Here is a 17731-nt window from a genome sequence, read left to right as displayed (position 1 = left end):
ATTTGATACAACAATAACAAGCTGGATCGGATTCAATTATTTAGCTTTTATTGTTATTGCTTGTAAAAAATTCATAAAAAGAAAGTCAAGATGACTTCAATTCAAAAAACTATCATACTCTTTTGAAAAAGGAATAGAGGTTTTCATTAAATCTGCTAATTTTCTAAATGAAGTTTTTCCTCCTTTCATTTCAAAAAATTTAGCATTGATATGGCGCATAAATAAATACAAATATTCATTACCCGCATAGATTCCATTATCAAGAAAAAACAAAAGTTTCTTTGCTCCTACTGAATCGTAATCATTCATTGATCGTTCAATCCAAGATTCAAGATGTAAAAACATAGCAATATCCTGCTTTGTTGTGTCAACCATCCGCATATTATACCTGAGAGCTGAAATAGAAAATAAAATATGCACCCAGGAAATTTCAAATCCTAAATATGGAATTTCTTCAAAAGAATAATGACTATGGGTTCTTTCTAGTCTACTGCCATAAGAAGCCTTCCTGATTTCAAATGAAAAGCTGCTTATTAAATTATTCTTATCTTCATACCCTTTGAAATTAAAAAAGGATTCGTCATTCCAAAATTTTGAAATAATATCATATAAATATTCCAAATCATCACGGGTTCCCCAAATCTCAATTCCTAAGCCTTTTTTTGTTGGTATACTATAAATCATTTTGAATTATCATTGATAATTGCAAATCTATTGAAATTATCACTTTGAATTAAGACTTTATATCATCAAGTTTAAAAATTGAAAAAGCAAAAGATTAAATTGGATATTATATTACATAGTTGCCTAGATATCTGTTTTGCAATATACTCCTTTGTTTTTTTATAAAGTACAATTGTTTTTTTTTCCAGAGAGATTCATAACGATGTGATGCATATTGACCATCATGTTATTCCGATTGTGCATTATTGTAAATTTCTTCATCTCTGAATATTCCACTGCATTGTCTTCTGTAAGGCTTACCAGGGGATATTTAAAATTATGAGATTTTACGAAGTCACGGTATCTACTGTAAAATGACCCAAAGTCCTTGACATTTGCATATACCAAAATGTAATTATCCGGCAACCCGTTTGCATCATAGATGAAAATTTTATCAATATGGGTAACAATATAATCCTTTTTAACCGAGGATAGATTAAGTGCTTCAATTATACCAATCGGAAAACCATCAATGTCTTGTATAAAAATATCGACTTCTCCCGCAGATTTTCCTGTTTCCGTAGTGCTTTTCCTCGTTTGATCTTTAACCCGGAATCCTGCACTTTCCAGCATGCTTGTTATAAAGGTATTTCTGTCATCTTCCAAGTAGTTGCCATAATAGATACGATTTCCCTGCATTAATAAACAACTTTTAAGGATAGTATCATCTAGTTGTTCCGCAGAAGGTTTAGAGAGTTCACGGTATATTTTTAACAATTGTGATCTCTCATCCTCTCCGGCATATTTCTCTTCCAGAGCCGCAATTGTAGCATCCGAAGCAAATAAAAACACTTGTTTCAGTTGGCTTCTTAATGAATCAGAAAAAGCTTTTTTTTTTGGATCAGCTTCCAAAAATGCCAACAAATTCTTTAAAAAAGATGACTCCTGGCTATCTGAGGGAAGTTCATTTAATCTAACTTCAATTCGTGACCTTTCGGCTGAAAAGTTCAATGCAAAATAAGGTTCAAAAAACGCTGAATTTAATTTTTCTAAAAAGCCTCGCGATAGTTCACTTAATGTAAGCCGATTTTTGATTTCCTGATCCTTGATAATTGCATATTGTTCAAACAAAGAGAATAGCTCAGCTCTATAATCCAACCAGGAATGTGTATTTTTATCTGAAATTTTAACCAGTGCTACCAACACCCTATAAAATCCGATATAAAATGGGCCATCCTTAAAATTAAATGTAAAGCTCTCCATTTTAAACAACATTTCACCAATTTCTTTCAAACATTCTTTTAAGGAATACGTTATATTATTTAATATATTAATAGTTAGATCTATAACCCTATACAGGACATGTGCATCTACCCTATTTTCTATGGAATTACCAGACATTAAGAATTCGGATCTGCTCTTTTCAAGTGCAGAAATAGAAGATGTTATATCATGAGCAAGCATTCCCTTTTGCATATCAATGAGCCCTAAGTGAAAAGAAGCTTCGGCAGATAGCTCAGCTTCCTGCGAAGCTAAATATTGTTGAAATATATTCTCAATATCATCTTTCTCATATTCAAAAAGATAGTATAACGATTTTATTCTCGTGGTATTCAATGAAATATCGAAAGATTCCCAGCTATCTATTAAAATTGTTAAAGCTTGCCGTGGTTTAAGCCTATTAAAAAATATTAAATCCATTAGCCTTTCAATAGCTAATTTCTGCACGTATGTATTTTCATCCGAATCTAAAATAATAGTGCTTAAAAGAATATTCAGTTCCTTTTCACTTGATTTCTCTGCTTCAGCAAAAAAACCAAATTGAAGAAAATCTATTCTTTCTGCAATGTCTTTAGAAGTAAAAAAGTTTTTTATATCCTTCATTAGAAAACATAAGTATCAGCTGGCAGCACATTCTGATGTTTAACAGTGTTTTCCAGAGTACGTTCAGCTGTACCGATCAATATCTGCAATTGATCTCCGAAACGTGTTTCAAGTTCCTTTATTAATGCTGTTAAACCATTTAGGTAGTTGTTATCACCCTCTTCCTTACCCGGACTATCTATAATTAAAAACCTACAGTGACGACCATGATTGTGTTCGATATCCAGTTGAATCAAGCTTAAATAAAATGCTATCTTCGCGCGTAACTGCTCGCCTTCTGCAATTTCAGAAAATGACAAGTAGTCTCCATCCTGTTTGTATTTAACCTCAAACCGATCACCAATCGTAATTTCTGATATTCTCAAACCAAGTGCCTTGACCTCATTAGTCATGAGATCAGATAACTTTTTCAGGATAGATTGTCCTTCCGCAAATCGTATTTTGTTTAATTCCTCTATAGCTGTGGTCAAAAGCTGGATCTTCTGCTCAATTTTCTCATCCCCGGACTTTTTTGGGAGTTCATCGAGCTGATTTATCCTGAAATTTAGTACCGCTTTTTGTTCTATCAGTTTATTTTTTTCAGAGTCGCGTGGCCTAACTTTTTGTCGTTCTTCATTTATAGTCTTCCCTAACTCCAAAAGTTTCTTATTTAAGGTATCAATATCTTTAATAGAGCTACGTTGCTGTTCTAATTTTACAGTTGTACTATATAATTCATTATCATTTTTCCTTATTTCTTCGAGTTCAGAGCTGCGGGCTTCTATACTAAGTTTTATATTTTCCTGCAATAGTGTTAGCGCATCAGCTTTAGCTATTAGACCATCAGTATTTACTTCGGAGACATCCTGAGAAACATCATCATTGCACAAAGCACAAGCATGCGCATTGACTGCCCTTTGCTTTTTTTCATTAGTAACAGGATGACTACAACTTGGACATGTCGTAATATCAAGGTTTGAAAAGAGTACTCCGATTTCGATATATTCCTTAATGTCTATCCGTTGCTTTTCTGCTTTATGAAGTTCTTTATTTAGTTTCCGTAAATCTTCTTCAATAGTTTGTTTTCTCTCAACCAACTTACCTTTTTGGTCGCGGTTCTCACGAGTATCATTATTTATCTTAAAAGATTTAGCATCTTCAGCCTCTATTTCCTTCAATAAATCATCATACTGCTTTACCAATGGAGCAATATCGATAGTTCCTCCCTCATTCCTGATAATTTCATCAAGTTTCCCTTTCAATTCATGAAGCTCTTTTTCTAATTCTGCTCTTTCATCATTTTTTTCTGTTGTTGCTCTCGAATCATAAGATTGCTGTTTCCCTTTTTGGTGAAGCAACATGTCCTTCTGTACTGTTAACTTATTTATGGGAGAGGTTAAATGAAGTCCTAGAAGCATTTGAAATATTTTTGTTCCCTGCGAGCCAAACATTAATTCTGTGCTATCCTTTGATTCCAAAAATATTGACTTGAAATATGTCACCCAACTAGCACCGACATCCATTAGCTCATCACTATCCTTTACCGGGGACTTCTGGGTCCAGCGTAGGGAGTAGTAATCAAATTGACGAAAAAAAAAGTTCTGTAATTGATCTTTAAAATCCTCTTTTGTAGTAGCAAGAAATAAGCGCTCTTCCACATATTCTTCATCTGTAGGAAAAGATCTAACCTCTTTATTATACAAAGCTGCACTAATTTGCCTCTTTGAATTATTGATATACACCGTGTACTTCTTTTCGTTGATACTGAAGATCACCAATATATGCTCAATCCATTTCGAAATGTTGGGTTTTAGCTTGTTATCCCCCGTCAATGCAAACTTGATAATCTTGAATATGCTCGATTTACCTTTTAAGTTATCTGCGACCCAAATATTGACTCCTGAGTATATTTCTTGCTCATAGTTAATTATATCGTTGGCGAACTCCAGATTTTCTTCAGTTGCTTTCTTCCCAGTAAACGAAACGTAATTTATTTCTAAGCGCTTCCCTGTTGACAAAGGCGTATCCTTATTAATTTCTTCGTCCAGATTTAATAATTCTTTTATCTCTAACACATCAAAGGTTCCATTAAATTCCTTTTGGAGCCCTTCGACAAAATTTTTGTAATCAAATTTCATAATCTTTCATTGAACATTTGGTAATAATCAATCTTTACAGTTTCGGAAATCTCGCCAATAAAATTTTTAAAAGAAGTATTCCGATATTCATCGATCTGATACTGTGCAACCTTTAGCTGAGAGCCTGAGAGGTTACCAAAGTATTTTTTAATCAGTTCACATCTTTTTGCATACCATTCTAAAGCCGGCAGGTCCTTGATTACAGATTCAACTTTCGTTACAGCCCGTTGGGTAACAAAATACAGCTTTTCAATAGTCTTCAGGTCAATACTTTTTTTACTGGTGAACGTGATGAAACCTATGCTGGTAAGGAAGCTAATTACATCATCAATATCTTCATAAGCCCCGAAAAAAAACCTGCCCATTTCCAATCTTCTTAATGTCGGCTCTGAGGTTTCATATATTGATCTTACGATCTTTTTAATTTCTTGTTTCTCTTCTGGATTACTCACCGCAAATAAAAGCAGCTCATAAGCAAGATAATCTGGGTTACGCAGGAGGAAATCTATCTTCTGGATGCGAACTTCGCTTTTAAAAATCTTTTTATATTCTGGGTGTTCAGCGGATGAATAATTATCACCAAAATAGTAAAGGATCAAAAAAATCCTTAGTCTATCTTTATACGCCCTAACCTGTTCATCTAGTTCCATTGGCAATATTAATTACTATTAGGCCTAAAATACCTTATTGAAATGTTCTTATTATCTATACTGCTGGTGAAGAATTTTACAAAAGGAAAATTCTACCCCTAACAGCTTATAGTTTAGTGCCCTCAATTTAATAAAATTTTACATATATTAAACCCGTTGTGCATTTTGATAATTTCAACTCAAAAATCATCATTTAGAGCTAATCTCAATAATATTATCTATTAAGATTTAATATTTTGATTCAAGGTATCTATATTTATATTCATTTTTGATGTGCTTTTCACGCAAAATATTTTAAATGAGAGATTTTTAGCTCAAAATGCACAACGGGTATATATTAAATTAAGTGGAAGATTAAAATTCTACTAAGAGTGAAAATAAAAAAAAAGAAAAACGAGTTCCGAAGTTTTTTCCCCTTTTTGCAAAAAAGGCAAGATCGTCTTTGGCTATCAAACTTGAAAAGTTTGTATATACAAAGACACATCTTGCTATATAAAGTCGCCCACTTTTTTCAGAGTTTAGAAAAGCGTTCTCACGAAAGCATAAAACACTAATAACCAAAACATTGATTTTATTTATATGGTTTTTACTGTTGAAAGAAAAAAACATTGTACATCGAAGTGCGGAAAATATACTAACCTGTATCCATTTTACTCAGGGAAAGAAGATAATCTGATACTTATTTACACAGGTGTTGTAATAGGGTGGGTAAAATTTACTCAGGTTAGGAAAAAACATGGCCAATTTTTACGCAGGTTTCAGCTTTAACCTGTGTTCATTTAAGATCAGAATGTTCCTGAGATTATTTTGCACACGTCCTGCAATAAGGTGGGTAAATACTATTCAGGTTAAAAGAAAACATGGGTAATTTTCGCACAGGTTCAGCTTTTACCTATTCTCTAGCCCTAAAAAAAATTACAGTTCTTATCCTTAATCCTACAATTCATTTACAGATTCTTTTTCTGGTAATAATTCTTTCATTTCCTTTCACTTTGTACAATCGAACCATTTTTATTAATTACAAGACACAAATTGGGTAACATTTTTACTTAGTTTATTACTGTAAATCAATTATGGGGTAATATTGAAATATGAAAAAAAACATTAAATTTGACAAAACGTGACAAGTCATTAAAATGGGACAAAGAAATTTTGGTACTAAGATTCGACAATTAAGAGAGCATAAAGGATTGTTGCTTAGACAGATTGCAGCAACTTTAGAGGTAGATACAGCCCTTGTGAGTAAGATAGAACGAGGAGAAAGGAAAGCCAGCAAAGAACAGGTATATAAGTTTGCTGAATTATTAGAAATAGAACCAGATAAACTCTTGGTAATGTGGCTTTCAGACAAAATTGTGGATATGCTACAAGAAGAACCATTGGCATATAAGGCACTTAAAAATTCGGAGAAAAGATTAAAAAACAAATAACAATATGGACGGTAAGTCATTGAATATAACAGAAGACCTACTCAGTAAGTTGAAGGAAATAGTGCCTGCTGCTTTTACAGAAAACAAACTCAATATAGATCAATTAAAACAGTTATTAGGCGAAGGCGGTAATACTGATATTGAACGTTACCAGTTAAATTGGGCTGGGAAAGGAGATGCTTTTAAAACTTTACAAGCTCCTACAACTTCTACTCTTGAGCCTGAATTGGAAAATTCTTTAAACTGGGATAGCTCATCAAATGTTTTTATAGAAGGTGAAAATTTAGAGGTTTTAAAGGTATTGCAAAAATCTTATTTTGGTAAGGTAGACGTTATTTACATTGATCCGCCTTATAATACAGGTTCTGACAGTTTTATATACCCGGATAAATTTTCTATAACAAAAGAAGAATATCAAAAATTAGCAGGAGAAAAAGACTTTGAAGGACAGCTCTTAAGAGAGGGGGTTTTTAGAGCAAATCGAAAAGAAAATGGTCAATACCATTCCAATTGGTTGTCAATGATGCTGCCAAGATTATATCTTTCAAGAAATCTTTTGAAAGATGATGGTTTTATATTTATATCTATAGATGATAACGAGTTAGCTTCATTAAAGCTGCTAATGGATGAAATTTATGGTGAAGAAAATTTTCGCAACATTTTATTAGTTCGCAGGTATGATAAAAATATTAACACGCAATTTTTAGGTGAAGGATTAAAAACTTTTAATACAGGAGTGGAATATGTACTTATATACTCAAAAAACTCGGCAGCCAAAATGAATGCAGTATTTCGAGAATCGTCAGAAGAAAGGAAAAGTCAAGGATATTGGAAAGGATTTTGGAATGATGCTGAGAGAAAAACCATGCAGTATGAGTTATTGGGAGTAGAAATATCAGAAGGTCAATGGAAGTGGAAAGAAGATGTCGCCAAGGAAGCTGTAGAGAATTATGAAATTTATCTTAAAGATTTTGCAGATAAGATGACACTTGAAGAATATTGGAGAAAAACAGGCTCTAATAAAAAATTTATTAAAAGAAATCCACAGGGAAAAGGGAAGAATAAAGGTGTAGAACATTGGATTGCGCCTAGTGATAAAATTTTACGAAATACTTTGTGGCAGGATATTTTCGCTTCAAAACAATCTTCATATTTAGAAGTTCCTTTTAACAACCCAAAAAATGTTGACTTGTTAAAATTATTATTTTCAATTGGTTTAAGCGAAAAAAAGGTTGGTATCGTCTTGGATTTTTTTGCGGGCAGTGGTTCTACGGCTAATGCAATCATTGAATATAATGAAGAAAATGATTCATCTATAAATTTCATAACCGTTCAGCTACCTGAAGAAATTGACGAAAAACATATAGCATATCCTAAAGGCTATAGATACATCTCCGAAGTTACAAGAAGTAGAATCAAAGAAGCTATATCGTATTGGAAAACAAAATCTGAAGTTCAGTTAACCTATTCTGATGTTAAAAAGGATTTTGGTTATAGAAGCTTTAAACTCACCCCTTCAAATTTCAAAATATGGAGATCTGACAAAATTTCAAATGAAGAAGAGTTGATTGCTCAAGCTGAACTATTCTCTGAAAATGTTGAAAATGATACTAAATCTACAAATATCCTTTGGGAATTAGTTATAAAGAACGGTTACAGTCTTTCAGCAACTATTTCTGAAATAGATAAAGGTGATGCTAAATATTATGTAGTGGAAGATAATGACTTAGCAATTATTACTTCAAAATTTACGGATAGTATTCAAAAAGATATTATTAGCTCCAAACCCAAACGAGTGATAGCATTAGATTCTGTTTTCAATAATGATGATTGCAAAAAAACTAACGCTATTCTCAAGTTTGAACAAGACGGAATTTACTTTAATTCAATTTAAAAGCTAATATCTCTATGTTAATTAATGTTAATAATATTCAATGCAGGAACATTGATCAATACAAGACTTCTAATAGAGCAACCCCATTTTGGATAGCCAAGTATATTTTTAATTATGAGTCTGAATCATTTGATAAAAAAGTGTTAGACTTTATAGAAGCTGAAGGATTAAGATTGGCGCAAGCCGTAAATGATAATGCTGCCAATGCATCAACAAGAATACGATCAAATGAACGAAAACAAAGTAATGCTATAGCTGGTGTTTTAGCAGAATACTGTTGGAAGCACTTTATAAACGCAAATAGTTTGGAGTTACTTGTCAAGGAAACATCATTTGAACAGGCAGCTTCACAGATTGATTTAGAAACTTTAAAAAATAACAAGACTATAGAAGTTCGTTCTTCTTTTCCACGTAACGGAATTGAGTTTGCTATTTGTAGTCCAAATTATCAATTTGACATCTTAGGACCGTATAAAAACAATTATAAACCAAATGAAATTCAAAAAGATTTTTATTTGCGGGCACTTTTTCATGTACCGACTCCGATAAGTTTTTTAACAATGTTTAAAAGAGATGGATTTCCTGTGTACTTAACAGGTGGAGCTACTTGGGATATGATGGCCGATGATAATGTTGCAATAGAAAAAAATTTAATTCCTGAGGACGATATAAATGATACTGAAATTCAATCAGCTTACAGAGTAATTCCATTCAGCAGAGCTTTAGATTGCAAGGATATTTTAACCCTAATTAAAGAATCAGAAAACTCTTAACACTTAGTTTAAAAATTTATGAAATTAAAATTTGATTCCAAACAAGCTTACCAGTTGGAAGCAATTCAATCCGTGATTGATTTGTTCGAAGGGCAACATTTGAACAGTTCGGACTTTGAATTCTCTTTTACTTCTGAAAATAGCGGTAGCATTAAATTTACTGAAACTGGTGTTGGTAATAATTTAACGCTTACCGAAGAGGAAATTTTTGTTAATCTCAATAAGGTGCAAATTGCTAACAGCCTAGGAACAGATGAAATATCTGCTACATTAGAAAAACTATGGTATAATGAGATAGCTGATAGTAAAGGTAATGTCACAGATACAGCCATAGCAGCTCCATTTCCGAATTTTTCCGTAGAAATGGAAACTGGTACCGGTAAAACGTATGTATATTTGCGCTCTGTCTATGAATTAAATAAAGTGTATGGTTTTAAGAAATTTGTAATTGTAGTACCTTCTGTAGCCATTCGTGAAGGTGTACTTAAGAGCCTTTCCATAACATTTGACCATTTTCAAGGATTGTACGAAAATCAGCCTGCTGAATTTAAAGTATATGATTCAAGCCGTTTGGCAGATTTAGGAAACTTTGCTAAAAGTAATGCTATTCAGATATTGGTAATTAATATTGATAGCTTTACCAAAGATGCTAACGTCATTAATCAAATAAGAGAAACCGGTATTAAGCCAATCGAATATCTGCAAAAATCTAGTCCAATTGTGATTATTGATGAGCCCCAGAATATGGAAACAGATATTCGTAAAAGGGCTATTGCTAATCTTTGCCCACTATTCACTCTTAGATATTCTGCTACGCACAAAAATCCATACAACCTAATCTATAAGTTGGACCCAGTAAAGGCTTATGATCTAGGATTAGTAAAACAAATAGAAGTAGATTCTGTAGTAACGAAAAATGATAGCTCCGGAGTATTTATAAGTATAGATAATTTTATCTCGAAAAAGCAATCTATCACGGCTAAAATTTCAATATATGTAAACGATAAAAGTGGTGTTAACAAAAAACAAGTTACAGCCAAAATTGGAGATGATCTATATAAATTGTCAAAAGGCTGGGATATTTATAAAGACGGCTATGTAATCAATGAGCTGGATGCAGAGAATGGTTATATTGAGTTTTCAAGCGGGCAAATAGTATATCAAGGTGAAGCTGTAGGCGGATTAACAGATCAGATACAAAAGGAGATGATAGATGCTACTGTTGAAAATCATTTTAAGAAAGAAAAAGAGTTAAAAGCAAAGGGCATAAAAGTATTATCCATTTTCTTTATTGATCGTGTAGGAAATTACAGAAGCTATGATGAACAAGGCTATGCTGTAAAAGGGAAATTTGCTTTGTGGTTTGAGGAAAGTTTTAATAAGTGGAAGAATATGCCTGCATATAGAGGAATGTATGATTTTGAAATTTCGGATGTACATGACGGCTATTTTAGTCAGGACAAAGGAAAATTTAAGGATTCTAAAGAGGGTAAATCCACTAAAGCGGACGACGAAACCTTTAAACTCATCATGCAGGACAAAGAAAGACTATTGAATATAGATACTCCTTTACGCTTCATCTTTAGTCATTCCGCGTTAAGAGAAGGCTGGGATAATCCAAATGTATTTCAAATTTGCACATTAAATGAGACCAAATCAGAAATGAAAAAACGTCAGGAAATTGGACGTGGCTTGCGTTTATGCGTTGACCAAAGTGGTGAACGTAATTTGGAACGTTCTGTTAATCGTCTGACTGTAATTGCCAATGAGTCATACGAAGCATTTTCAAAAGCATTGCAATCTGAAATTGAAGAAGATACAGGAGTTAAATTTGAAGGACGTATTAAGAATGCAAGAGAGCGTAAAAAAGTTCAGTTAAAAGACAAATGGCTTGAAGATTCGTTATTTTTGGAATTGTGGGAGAAAATAAGATATCGTACAGAATACAAAGTAGATTACAGTACAGCTGAACTTATCAGAAATTGTGTAGCAGCACTCAAAAAAATGTCTTCAATAGAAAAGCCTGTTATCTATCGTGAAAAAAACATTGCCAGATTCATTAGAGATAAAGAAGGCAATTTGCTGGAATTAGGCGGGGAACAAAAAGGATCTAAAGAAAAGATAATCAAAGATACACAGTATAATATTCCTGATTTTGTAGCATATATTCAATCCAAAACGGAACTTACACGAGATACCATTACCAAGATTATCCTGCAATCCAACCGTCTAGGTGAAATCTTCAATAATCCACAATTGTTTATGGATACTGTAGTGAAGATTATCATAGATGAATTTGACAGAATTAAAATAAATGGTATAGAATATGAAAAAATAGCCGGACAAACCTACGAAATGAAATTGTTTGAAACGGCTGAAATAGAACAATACCTGGATAATTTAGTAGAAGTTAAGAAACAGATAAAAACGCTTTACAACTATATTGTAATTGATTCTTTGAGTAGTCCTGAAAAGCGTTTTGCGGAAGATTGTGAAACCAGAGATGATATTTTGTTCTATGTCAAACTTCCTTCTAAGTTCCAAATCAAAACACCTATTGGATCATACAATCCAGACTGGGCATTAATTAAGAAAGAGGATGGTGAAGAAACGAAAATTTATTTCGTAACCGAAACTAAAGATGCTAAAGCGGCCAAAGACAGATCCTTATTAAGAGATAGAGAGAGGATGAAGATAGAATGTGCAGAAAAGCACTTTGCTGTAATAGATCAGGTGAATTATCGTGTAGTGGGCTCGGTAAGCGATCTTAAAGTATAATTTAATAGACCCTCACTAAAAATTATGAATCAACAATACTTCGCAGCCCTAAAGGAAATAAAAGAAACCGATGTAAAGGTTTTACTTAAAAAATCTTATCGTGGAATTTGGGAAACGGCAATTAAAAAATATTCTGATTCTGCCCACTTTATTTATGAATTACTGCAAAACGCAGATGATACCAAGGCCACATGGGTTAAATTTGACCTAAAAAATGAAGGCTTATGGTTTAAACATAACGGTTCTGTACGGTTTACTATTTCTGATCCTGAAAATGAAGAGTTTGATTCTGAAAATGGGACATTGGGGCATATTAATTCAATTACCTCCATTGGAAATTCTACAAAATCAGATGCAAACATTGATGAGCAAAAGATAGGTAAATTCGGAATTGGCTTTAAAGCTGTATTTGCATATAGTGATACTCCGCATATATATGATGACAGCTTTACATTCAAATTAGAAAATTACATTGTTCCGATTGAAATAACCCCCAATGGAGAAGAGAGAGATAGTGGAGAAACTTTATTTTTCTTTCCTTTTAATCATAAATCAAAAAATCCCGAAGATGCTTATAAAGAAATAGAAACCAAACTGGATAATTTGTTTCAGCCTATTTTATTTTTAAGTAATCTTGAAAAAATAGAATGGAAGTCAGAGAACAACCAAGGAATTTATAACAAAAAAGAAAAAGAAACTCAAGAGTTTGGAAATATTACCGCCCAACTTTTCGAGGTTATAAGTAATGAAAATGGTAATATGGTCAGTGAAGAAATTTGGCTTTTCACAAAACAAATTATTCAAACTTCTTCAAAGACTAAATTTAAAATCAGTACAGGCTTTTTTGTTTTAGAAAACAACACAAAATTGGAAACCGGATATAATTATGAAGCATTTTGTTTTTTTCCGACCAAAGAAGATACCAAGTTAGGCTTTATTATCCAAGCACCATTTTTATTGACAGATAGCCGGGAAGGTATTAAAACTGGTGATGATTGGAATACTTCCCTCATTCAATTATTAGCAGAATTATCAGGAGAATCAATCAGGTTGCTGAAAGATATAGGAGTAAAAAATGGCAGTAATTTAATTGATGATTCGCTTCTGGATATAATACCTTATAATGCGCAGGCTTACAACCAAACAGGTGTTAATTCTAGAATTTCATTCTTTCCTTTTTTCACCGAGATAAAGACAGCTTTCCAAAATCATCCCATTTTACCAGGTAGAAACGATAAATATTTTCCTAAAGCAAAAGCCTATTGGGCTGCTGATCCTGAATTATCTGAATTATTCACCAATGAACAGTTGAGCGACTTATTTGACAATCCCAACTCAGGATGGGTCTTTGTTTCAAAAGGTCAAAAACAAGTGAATCAAGCAAATAAAGCCTTAGAAAGTTACATTAATAGTATTATTTCAGAATCTGTAGATGCTAAAAAATTAATCCGAAGGTTTACACCTGCTTTCATAGAGAAACAATCCGATGTCTGGTTAATAAAACTTTATGCTTATCTGGCAGACCATAAATACCTCTGGAACGATAATGATAAACTCGCTATAAAGCAACCACTTCTTTTAAATCAGAATAGAAAAGCAGTTATTCCTTTTAATAAGGATTTAACTGCTCCGCAAATATTTTTACCATTAGAAAGAGCCTCGAGTTATGATACCGTCTATCAGCCCTTAGTTGATAATCCGGATGCCATGGCTTTTATCACCGCTATAGGTATTGGAAAACCAGATATAAAAGCAGAGATTTTCAATGATATTATACCGCAATACCATGAAGCGTTTGATTATGATGATTCGGTAAAGATATTACAGCATTTTGAAACATTTCTGAATTATTATGAATCGTGCTCAACAATACATCAAATAGAACTGGTTTCTAAGCTTAAAGAGGTTTCTTTAATCGCTTGTCATAATCCACAAGAGCCCGACACAAGATTTTTTGCTAAGCCGGAAGAAATCTATTTTAATGATGAAAAGTTAGTGAAATATCACTCTAATACATTTGAAGTTTATTTTATTGATAATGATTTCTACATAGAATATTTAAGTGGAGCCAAAGCTGAAATTACTAAAAAGTTATTTTCCGAATTAGGAGTTTCCTTATATCCACGAATTAAAAACAAAGAATTGGAACCCGATGTGGAAACCAAGGAAATGTTTGGTTTGGATAACATCCTGATTTCATACAAATATCATGAGCATCAAAAAATAACCGATAAAGAGTTAGAAGGACTTGATCAGGCAGTAAGCAATATAACTCCTGAACTATCGGTTATTATTTGGGATTATTTATTACATTTCGCTAAAGGGCAAACTGTTGCACTGCTTGAAGGAAAGTTTTCAGGAAGATTTACGTACTATCCAAGAAGCGGCTCGTACGAAAACAGTATGAGTTTTATCTCCACCACTTCATCAATACTTCAAAATGATAAATGGCTGCTTAATAAAGATGAAGAATTTGTTGCCGCAAATGAACTATCCATTGAAGGTTTGAATGAGTGCTACAACCAAGATGATCCTTATACACATGTTCTTTTAGAATTTTTAGGCATCATTAATCCCGATGCGGATCTTGATTTAACAGATGAACAAAAGAAAGCCTATGAATTGGGCAAAAAATTGCTGGCGGAGAATATAACTCCTGAAGAACTCACTGCTTTCATTGAAGAAATGGCGCGGAAGAAGAGTGTTGCAGAGCCTACTGGATCACTCTCTCCAACAAATGAAATCCCTTTAACAGAGCATGATTTCCAAAAAACATTATCTAATATCAATAAAGGGATTAAGAAAAACCGTAAGCAAAGACTAGAACCGAACATGGATGAAACTGACCAGTTGAAAGATCAAATTCCATCTCAGTTCGATATAGATTTTGTGGAACAAGAAGAGCTTCCTACAGATCAGGATGATTATACAAAACCCTCCGTAAATCTACAAAAGAAAATAGAAAAACTGAAATTACAAGCAGAAGCTCAAGTAGAAGAATTAACGAGAATAGAAAAGCTTACAGAATTGGCAGACAGTTCTGAAAAGTATTCATTTGGCTGGTTCAAAGCATTGTTAGAATTAGAATATCTAAATAGTTCAGAGTCAAATTCATCAGGGAAGCAAATATCCATTCAATTTTCAAAAGTTGAACAGGAAAAAGGGACTGAAAGGACTTTAGTTTTAAAACACCCAAATAGATATATTCCACAATCGATAGAAGATATTGGAGATATGCAAATACGACTATACCAAGGAGATGAAACAAAGTCCGTAACTGTTGAAGTAGTAAGTGTTAAAGAATATACACTTAGGGCGAAACTTAAAAAATCTGCTGATATTTCTGATATAGATTTAGCAAAAGTTAGCCGTGCAATCATCGATATTAAAAATCCTGTTTTCATTTTAGAAGAACTTAGAAAAGCTTTTTATCGATTGGGGTTTGAAGATGATTATAATTTACAGCAAAATATTACAGAACAAATAAGATTTATTTTTGGTCCTCCCGGTACAGGGAAAACGACTTATTTGGCAACTGACGAAATTATACCACTAATGCAAGAAAATGAGAATTTGAAAGTATTGGTGCTTACCCCTACTAATAAAGCAGCAGATGTGCTTACGAAGCGTATTGTGGAAAAAATGGACGGAGACGAATCTTATCACAATTGGTTATTAAGATTTGGTACAACAAGCGATACGGAATTAGAAAATAGCGATCTTGTTGTTGATAAAAGTTTTGACATTAGAACAAAGCCTAAAAATACAACTATAACAACTATTGCAAGATTTGCATACGATTACTTTCAACCTGATGTATTTGATGAAAGGCTGCATTTGAAATTCTTAGAATGGGACTACATTATCATTGATGAAGCGTCAATGATAACTGTTGCTAGTATAGCATATGTACTTTATCAAAAGTCTAATTCAAAATTTATTATTGCGGGAGACCCCTTTCAAATTCAGCCAATAACCCAGATAGATCAGTGGAAAGATTTGAATATTTATGAAATGGTGCAACTGACTAAATTCGTTAGTCCTGTAACTGTACCACATCAATTTGAAATTATAAACCTTAGTACGCAATACCGTAGTTTACCTACGATAGGTGAAGTATTTAGTCAATTTACTTACAGTGGTTGTTTAAATCATTACAGAGATCGATCAAATCAAAAGCCATTAAACATTTCTGGTCTTGATTTTAGGGATATAAATATTATCAAGTTTCCAGTGCAGAAATATGAGAGTATATACAAGCCAAATACATTGAACAAATCAAACTATCAGGTTTATTCAGCACTGTTCACTGTGGAGTTCGCCAAGCAAATTGTTGATCAAATTCGCCTGAACCATAAAGATAAATTCAAAATTGGTATTATTTGTCCGTATAGAGCCCAGGCTACAATGATTGAAAAACTATTGGCAAGGGTACATAATGACGATGACAAAGCAGAGATATTGATAGGCACAATTCACGGATTCCAAGGTGATGAATGCGACATTATAATTTCAGTATTTAATCCACCCTACAGTATTGGTAGGTCACAAAATATGTTTTTAAATAAACAGAATATTCTCAATGTAGCTATCAGTAGAGCAAAAGATTATTTGTTTATTTTAATGCCGAATGACATGACCCAAGACATTGAAAATCTTTATCGAATCAAAAGAATTGAGCGACTGGCAAATCAGTATTCAGCAGGGAGAATCTCTGTTTACGAAACAGAGATTGTTGAAGAAAAATTGTTAGGTTCAAGTACATATATTTATGATAATTCTTTTGCAACTACACATCAATCAGTAAATGTGTATTCCAAGCCTGAAAAAAAATATGAAATACGGTGTGAGGAAATTGCTATTGATGTACAAATGAAACATTAACGAGTTTTCAGAAATGTTAAAGCCGTCTCTTTTGAGACGGTTTTTTAGTTTGCCAGTGTAAATGACAGAAAGTTGGCTAACTTTTACATTTTCTCAATTTCATAAAACCAAGCGTTTTTCATTATTTTTCACTAAATTAGGATAATTTTAATTTAAGAAAAGCTTTGATTATGAATGACTTACTTACTGATTTCAAAACATCTTCCGAATCTATAAATTATCAAGCGAGAGTCCACTGGATTTCCTATGTTATTCCTGTTTTCTTTACAGTAATTGGTTCTGTGGGAGTTCTCTATTTTTTATTGCTCGGATACAAATTTATGTTAGGATTTATAGGCATTTTTTCCCTGTTTCTAATTTTTCTTTTCATTAAAGGTATCATCAAAATAATCCGGAATAAAAACACAAAAATTTACGTTACGTATAATCATCTTTCTTTTACCACGGGAATATTAGGAAAAACACTTTCCGATCTTTCGTTAAATAAGCTTGAAGGAATGCAATTACACCAAAGCTTTTTAGGTAAAACATTAAATTTCGGAACTTTAGTTGTTACTACCGGGGGAATGACTCACTCATACTTCATTGCAAATCCGATGGAGCTAAGGAATGTTTTACTTCATTCTCAAAAAGCAGTCTGACTAAAAGAATCGTTTAT

At 32.9% G+C, this 17731-nt stretch carries 10 protein-coding genes; 6 read left to right on the top strand and 4 right to left on the bottom strand.

Features of this window, described 5'->3' with window-relative positions; genetic code table 11:
* Window positions 1-96 precede the first annotated feature (96 nt).
* The 4 genes from DD829_RS10695 to DD829_RS10680 form a co-directional block, all read right to left on the bottom strand.
* Window positions 97-684 carry a DUF6904 family protein gene (locus tag DD829_RS10695; protein WP_185140317.1) on the bottom strand — a complete coding sequence of 196 codons (588 nt, stop codon included), beginning with the start codon at window positions 682-684 and terminating at the stop codon, window positions 97-99.
* A gap of 159 nt (window positions 685-843) precedes the next feature.
* Window positions 844-2547: a hypothetical protein gene (locus DD829_RS10690; protein ID WP_108411645.1), complete on the bottom strand. Its 1704-nt coding sequence runs from the start codon at window positions 2545-2547 to the stop codon at window positions 844-846.
* Window positions 2547-4664, bottom strand: a complete 2118-nt coding sequence (locus DD829_RS10685; protein ID WP_108411646.1) for a hypothetical protein — start codon at window positions 4662-4664, stop codon at window positions 2547-2549. The genes DD829_RS10690 and DD829_RS10685 overlap by 1 nt, the downstream gene beginning before the upstream one ends.
* Window positions 4661-5314, bottom strand: coding sequence for a hypothetical protein (locus tag DD829_RS10680; protein ID WP_108411647.1), 654 nt, complete (start codon window positions 5312-5314; stop codon window positions 4661-4663). Before DD829_RS10680 ends, DD829_RS10685 begins: the two co-directional genes overlap by 4 nt.
* 1136 nt (window positions 5315-6450) lie before the next feature.
* On the opposite strand from DD829_RS10680, the gene DD829_RS10675 reads away from it, so the two are divergent.
* The 6 genes from DD829_RS10675 (at window position 6451) to DD829_RS10650 (ending at window position 17714) form a co-directional block, all read left to right on the top strand.
* The gene (locus tag DD829_RS10675; protein WP_108408765.1) at window positions 6451-6744 is read left to right on the top strand and encodes a helix-turn-helix domain-containing protein; all 294 of its coding nucleotides are present in this window, start codon (window positions 6451-6453) and stop codon (window positions 6742-6744) included.
* 4 nt (window positions 6745-6748) lie between these two features.
* Window positions 6749-8638: a site-specific DNA-methyltransferase gene (locus tag DD829_RS10670; RefSeq protein WP_108408766.1), complete on the top strand. Its 1890-nt coding sequence runs from the start codon at window positions 6749-6751 to the stop codon at window positions 8636-8638.
* Between the two features lie 14 nt (window positions 8639-8652).
* The gene (locus tag DD829_RS10665; protein WP_108408767.1) at window positions 8653-9411 is read left to right on the top strand and encodes a hypothetical protein; all 759 of its coding nucleotides are present in this window, start codon (window positions 8653-8655) and stop codon (window positions 9409-9411) included.
* An 18-nt stretch (window positions 9412-9429) separates the two neighbouring features.
* Complete coding sequence (locus DD829_RS10660) at window positions 9430-12189, top strand: DEAD/DEAH box helicase family protein (protein ID WP_108408768.1); 2760 nt, start codon at window positions 9430-9432, stop codon at window positions 12187-12189.
* Window positions 12190-12213: 24 nt separating this feature from the next.
* The gene (locus DD829_RS10655) at window positions 12214-17073 is read left to right on the top strand and encodes a DEAD/DEAH box helicase (protein WP_108408769.1); all 4860 of its coding nucleotides are present in this window, start codon (window positions 12214-12216) and stop codon (window positions 17071-17073) included.
* Window positions 17074-17243: 170 nt separating this feature from the next.
* Window positions 17244-17714 (top strand): PH domain-containing protein, encoded by a 471-nt coding sequence (locus DD829_RS10650; protein ID WP_108408770.1) that lies wholly within the window; start codon window positions 17244-17246, stop codon window positions 17712-17714.
* Window positions 17715-17731: the final 17 nt, after the last annotated feature.

It is taken from the genome of Chryseobacterium sp. HMWF035, from assembly GCF_003094695.1.
Taxonomy (GTDB): Bacteria; Bacteroidota; Bacteroidia; order Flavobacteriales; family Weeksellaceae; genus Chryseobacterium; species Chryseobacterium gambrini.
Note: the sequence above shows the minus strand (reverse complement) of the source record. Positions and strands in the feature narration are given on the sequence as shown.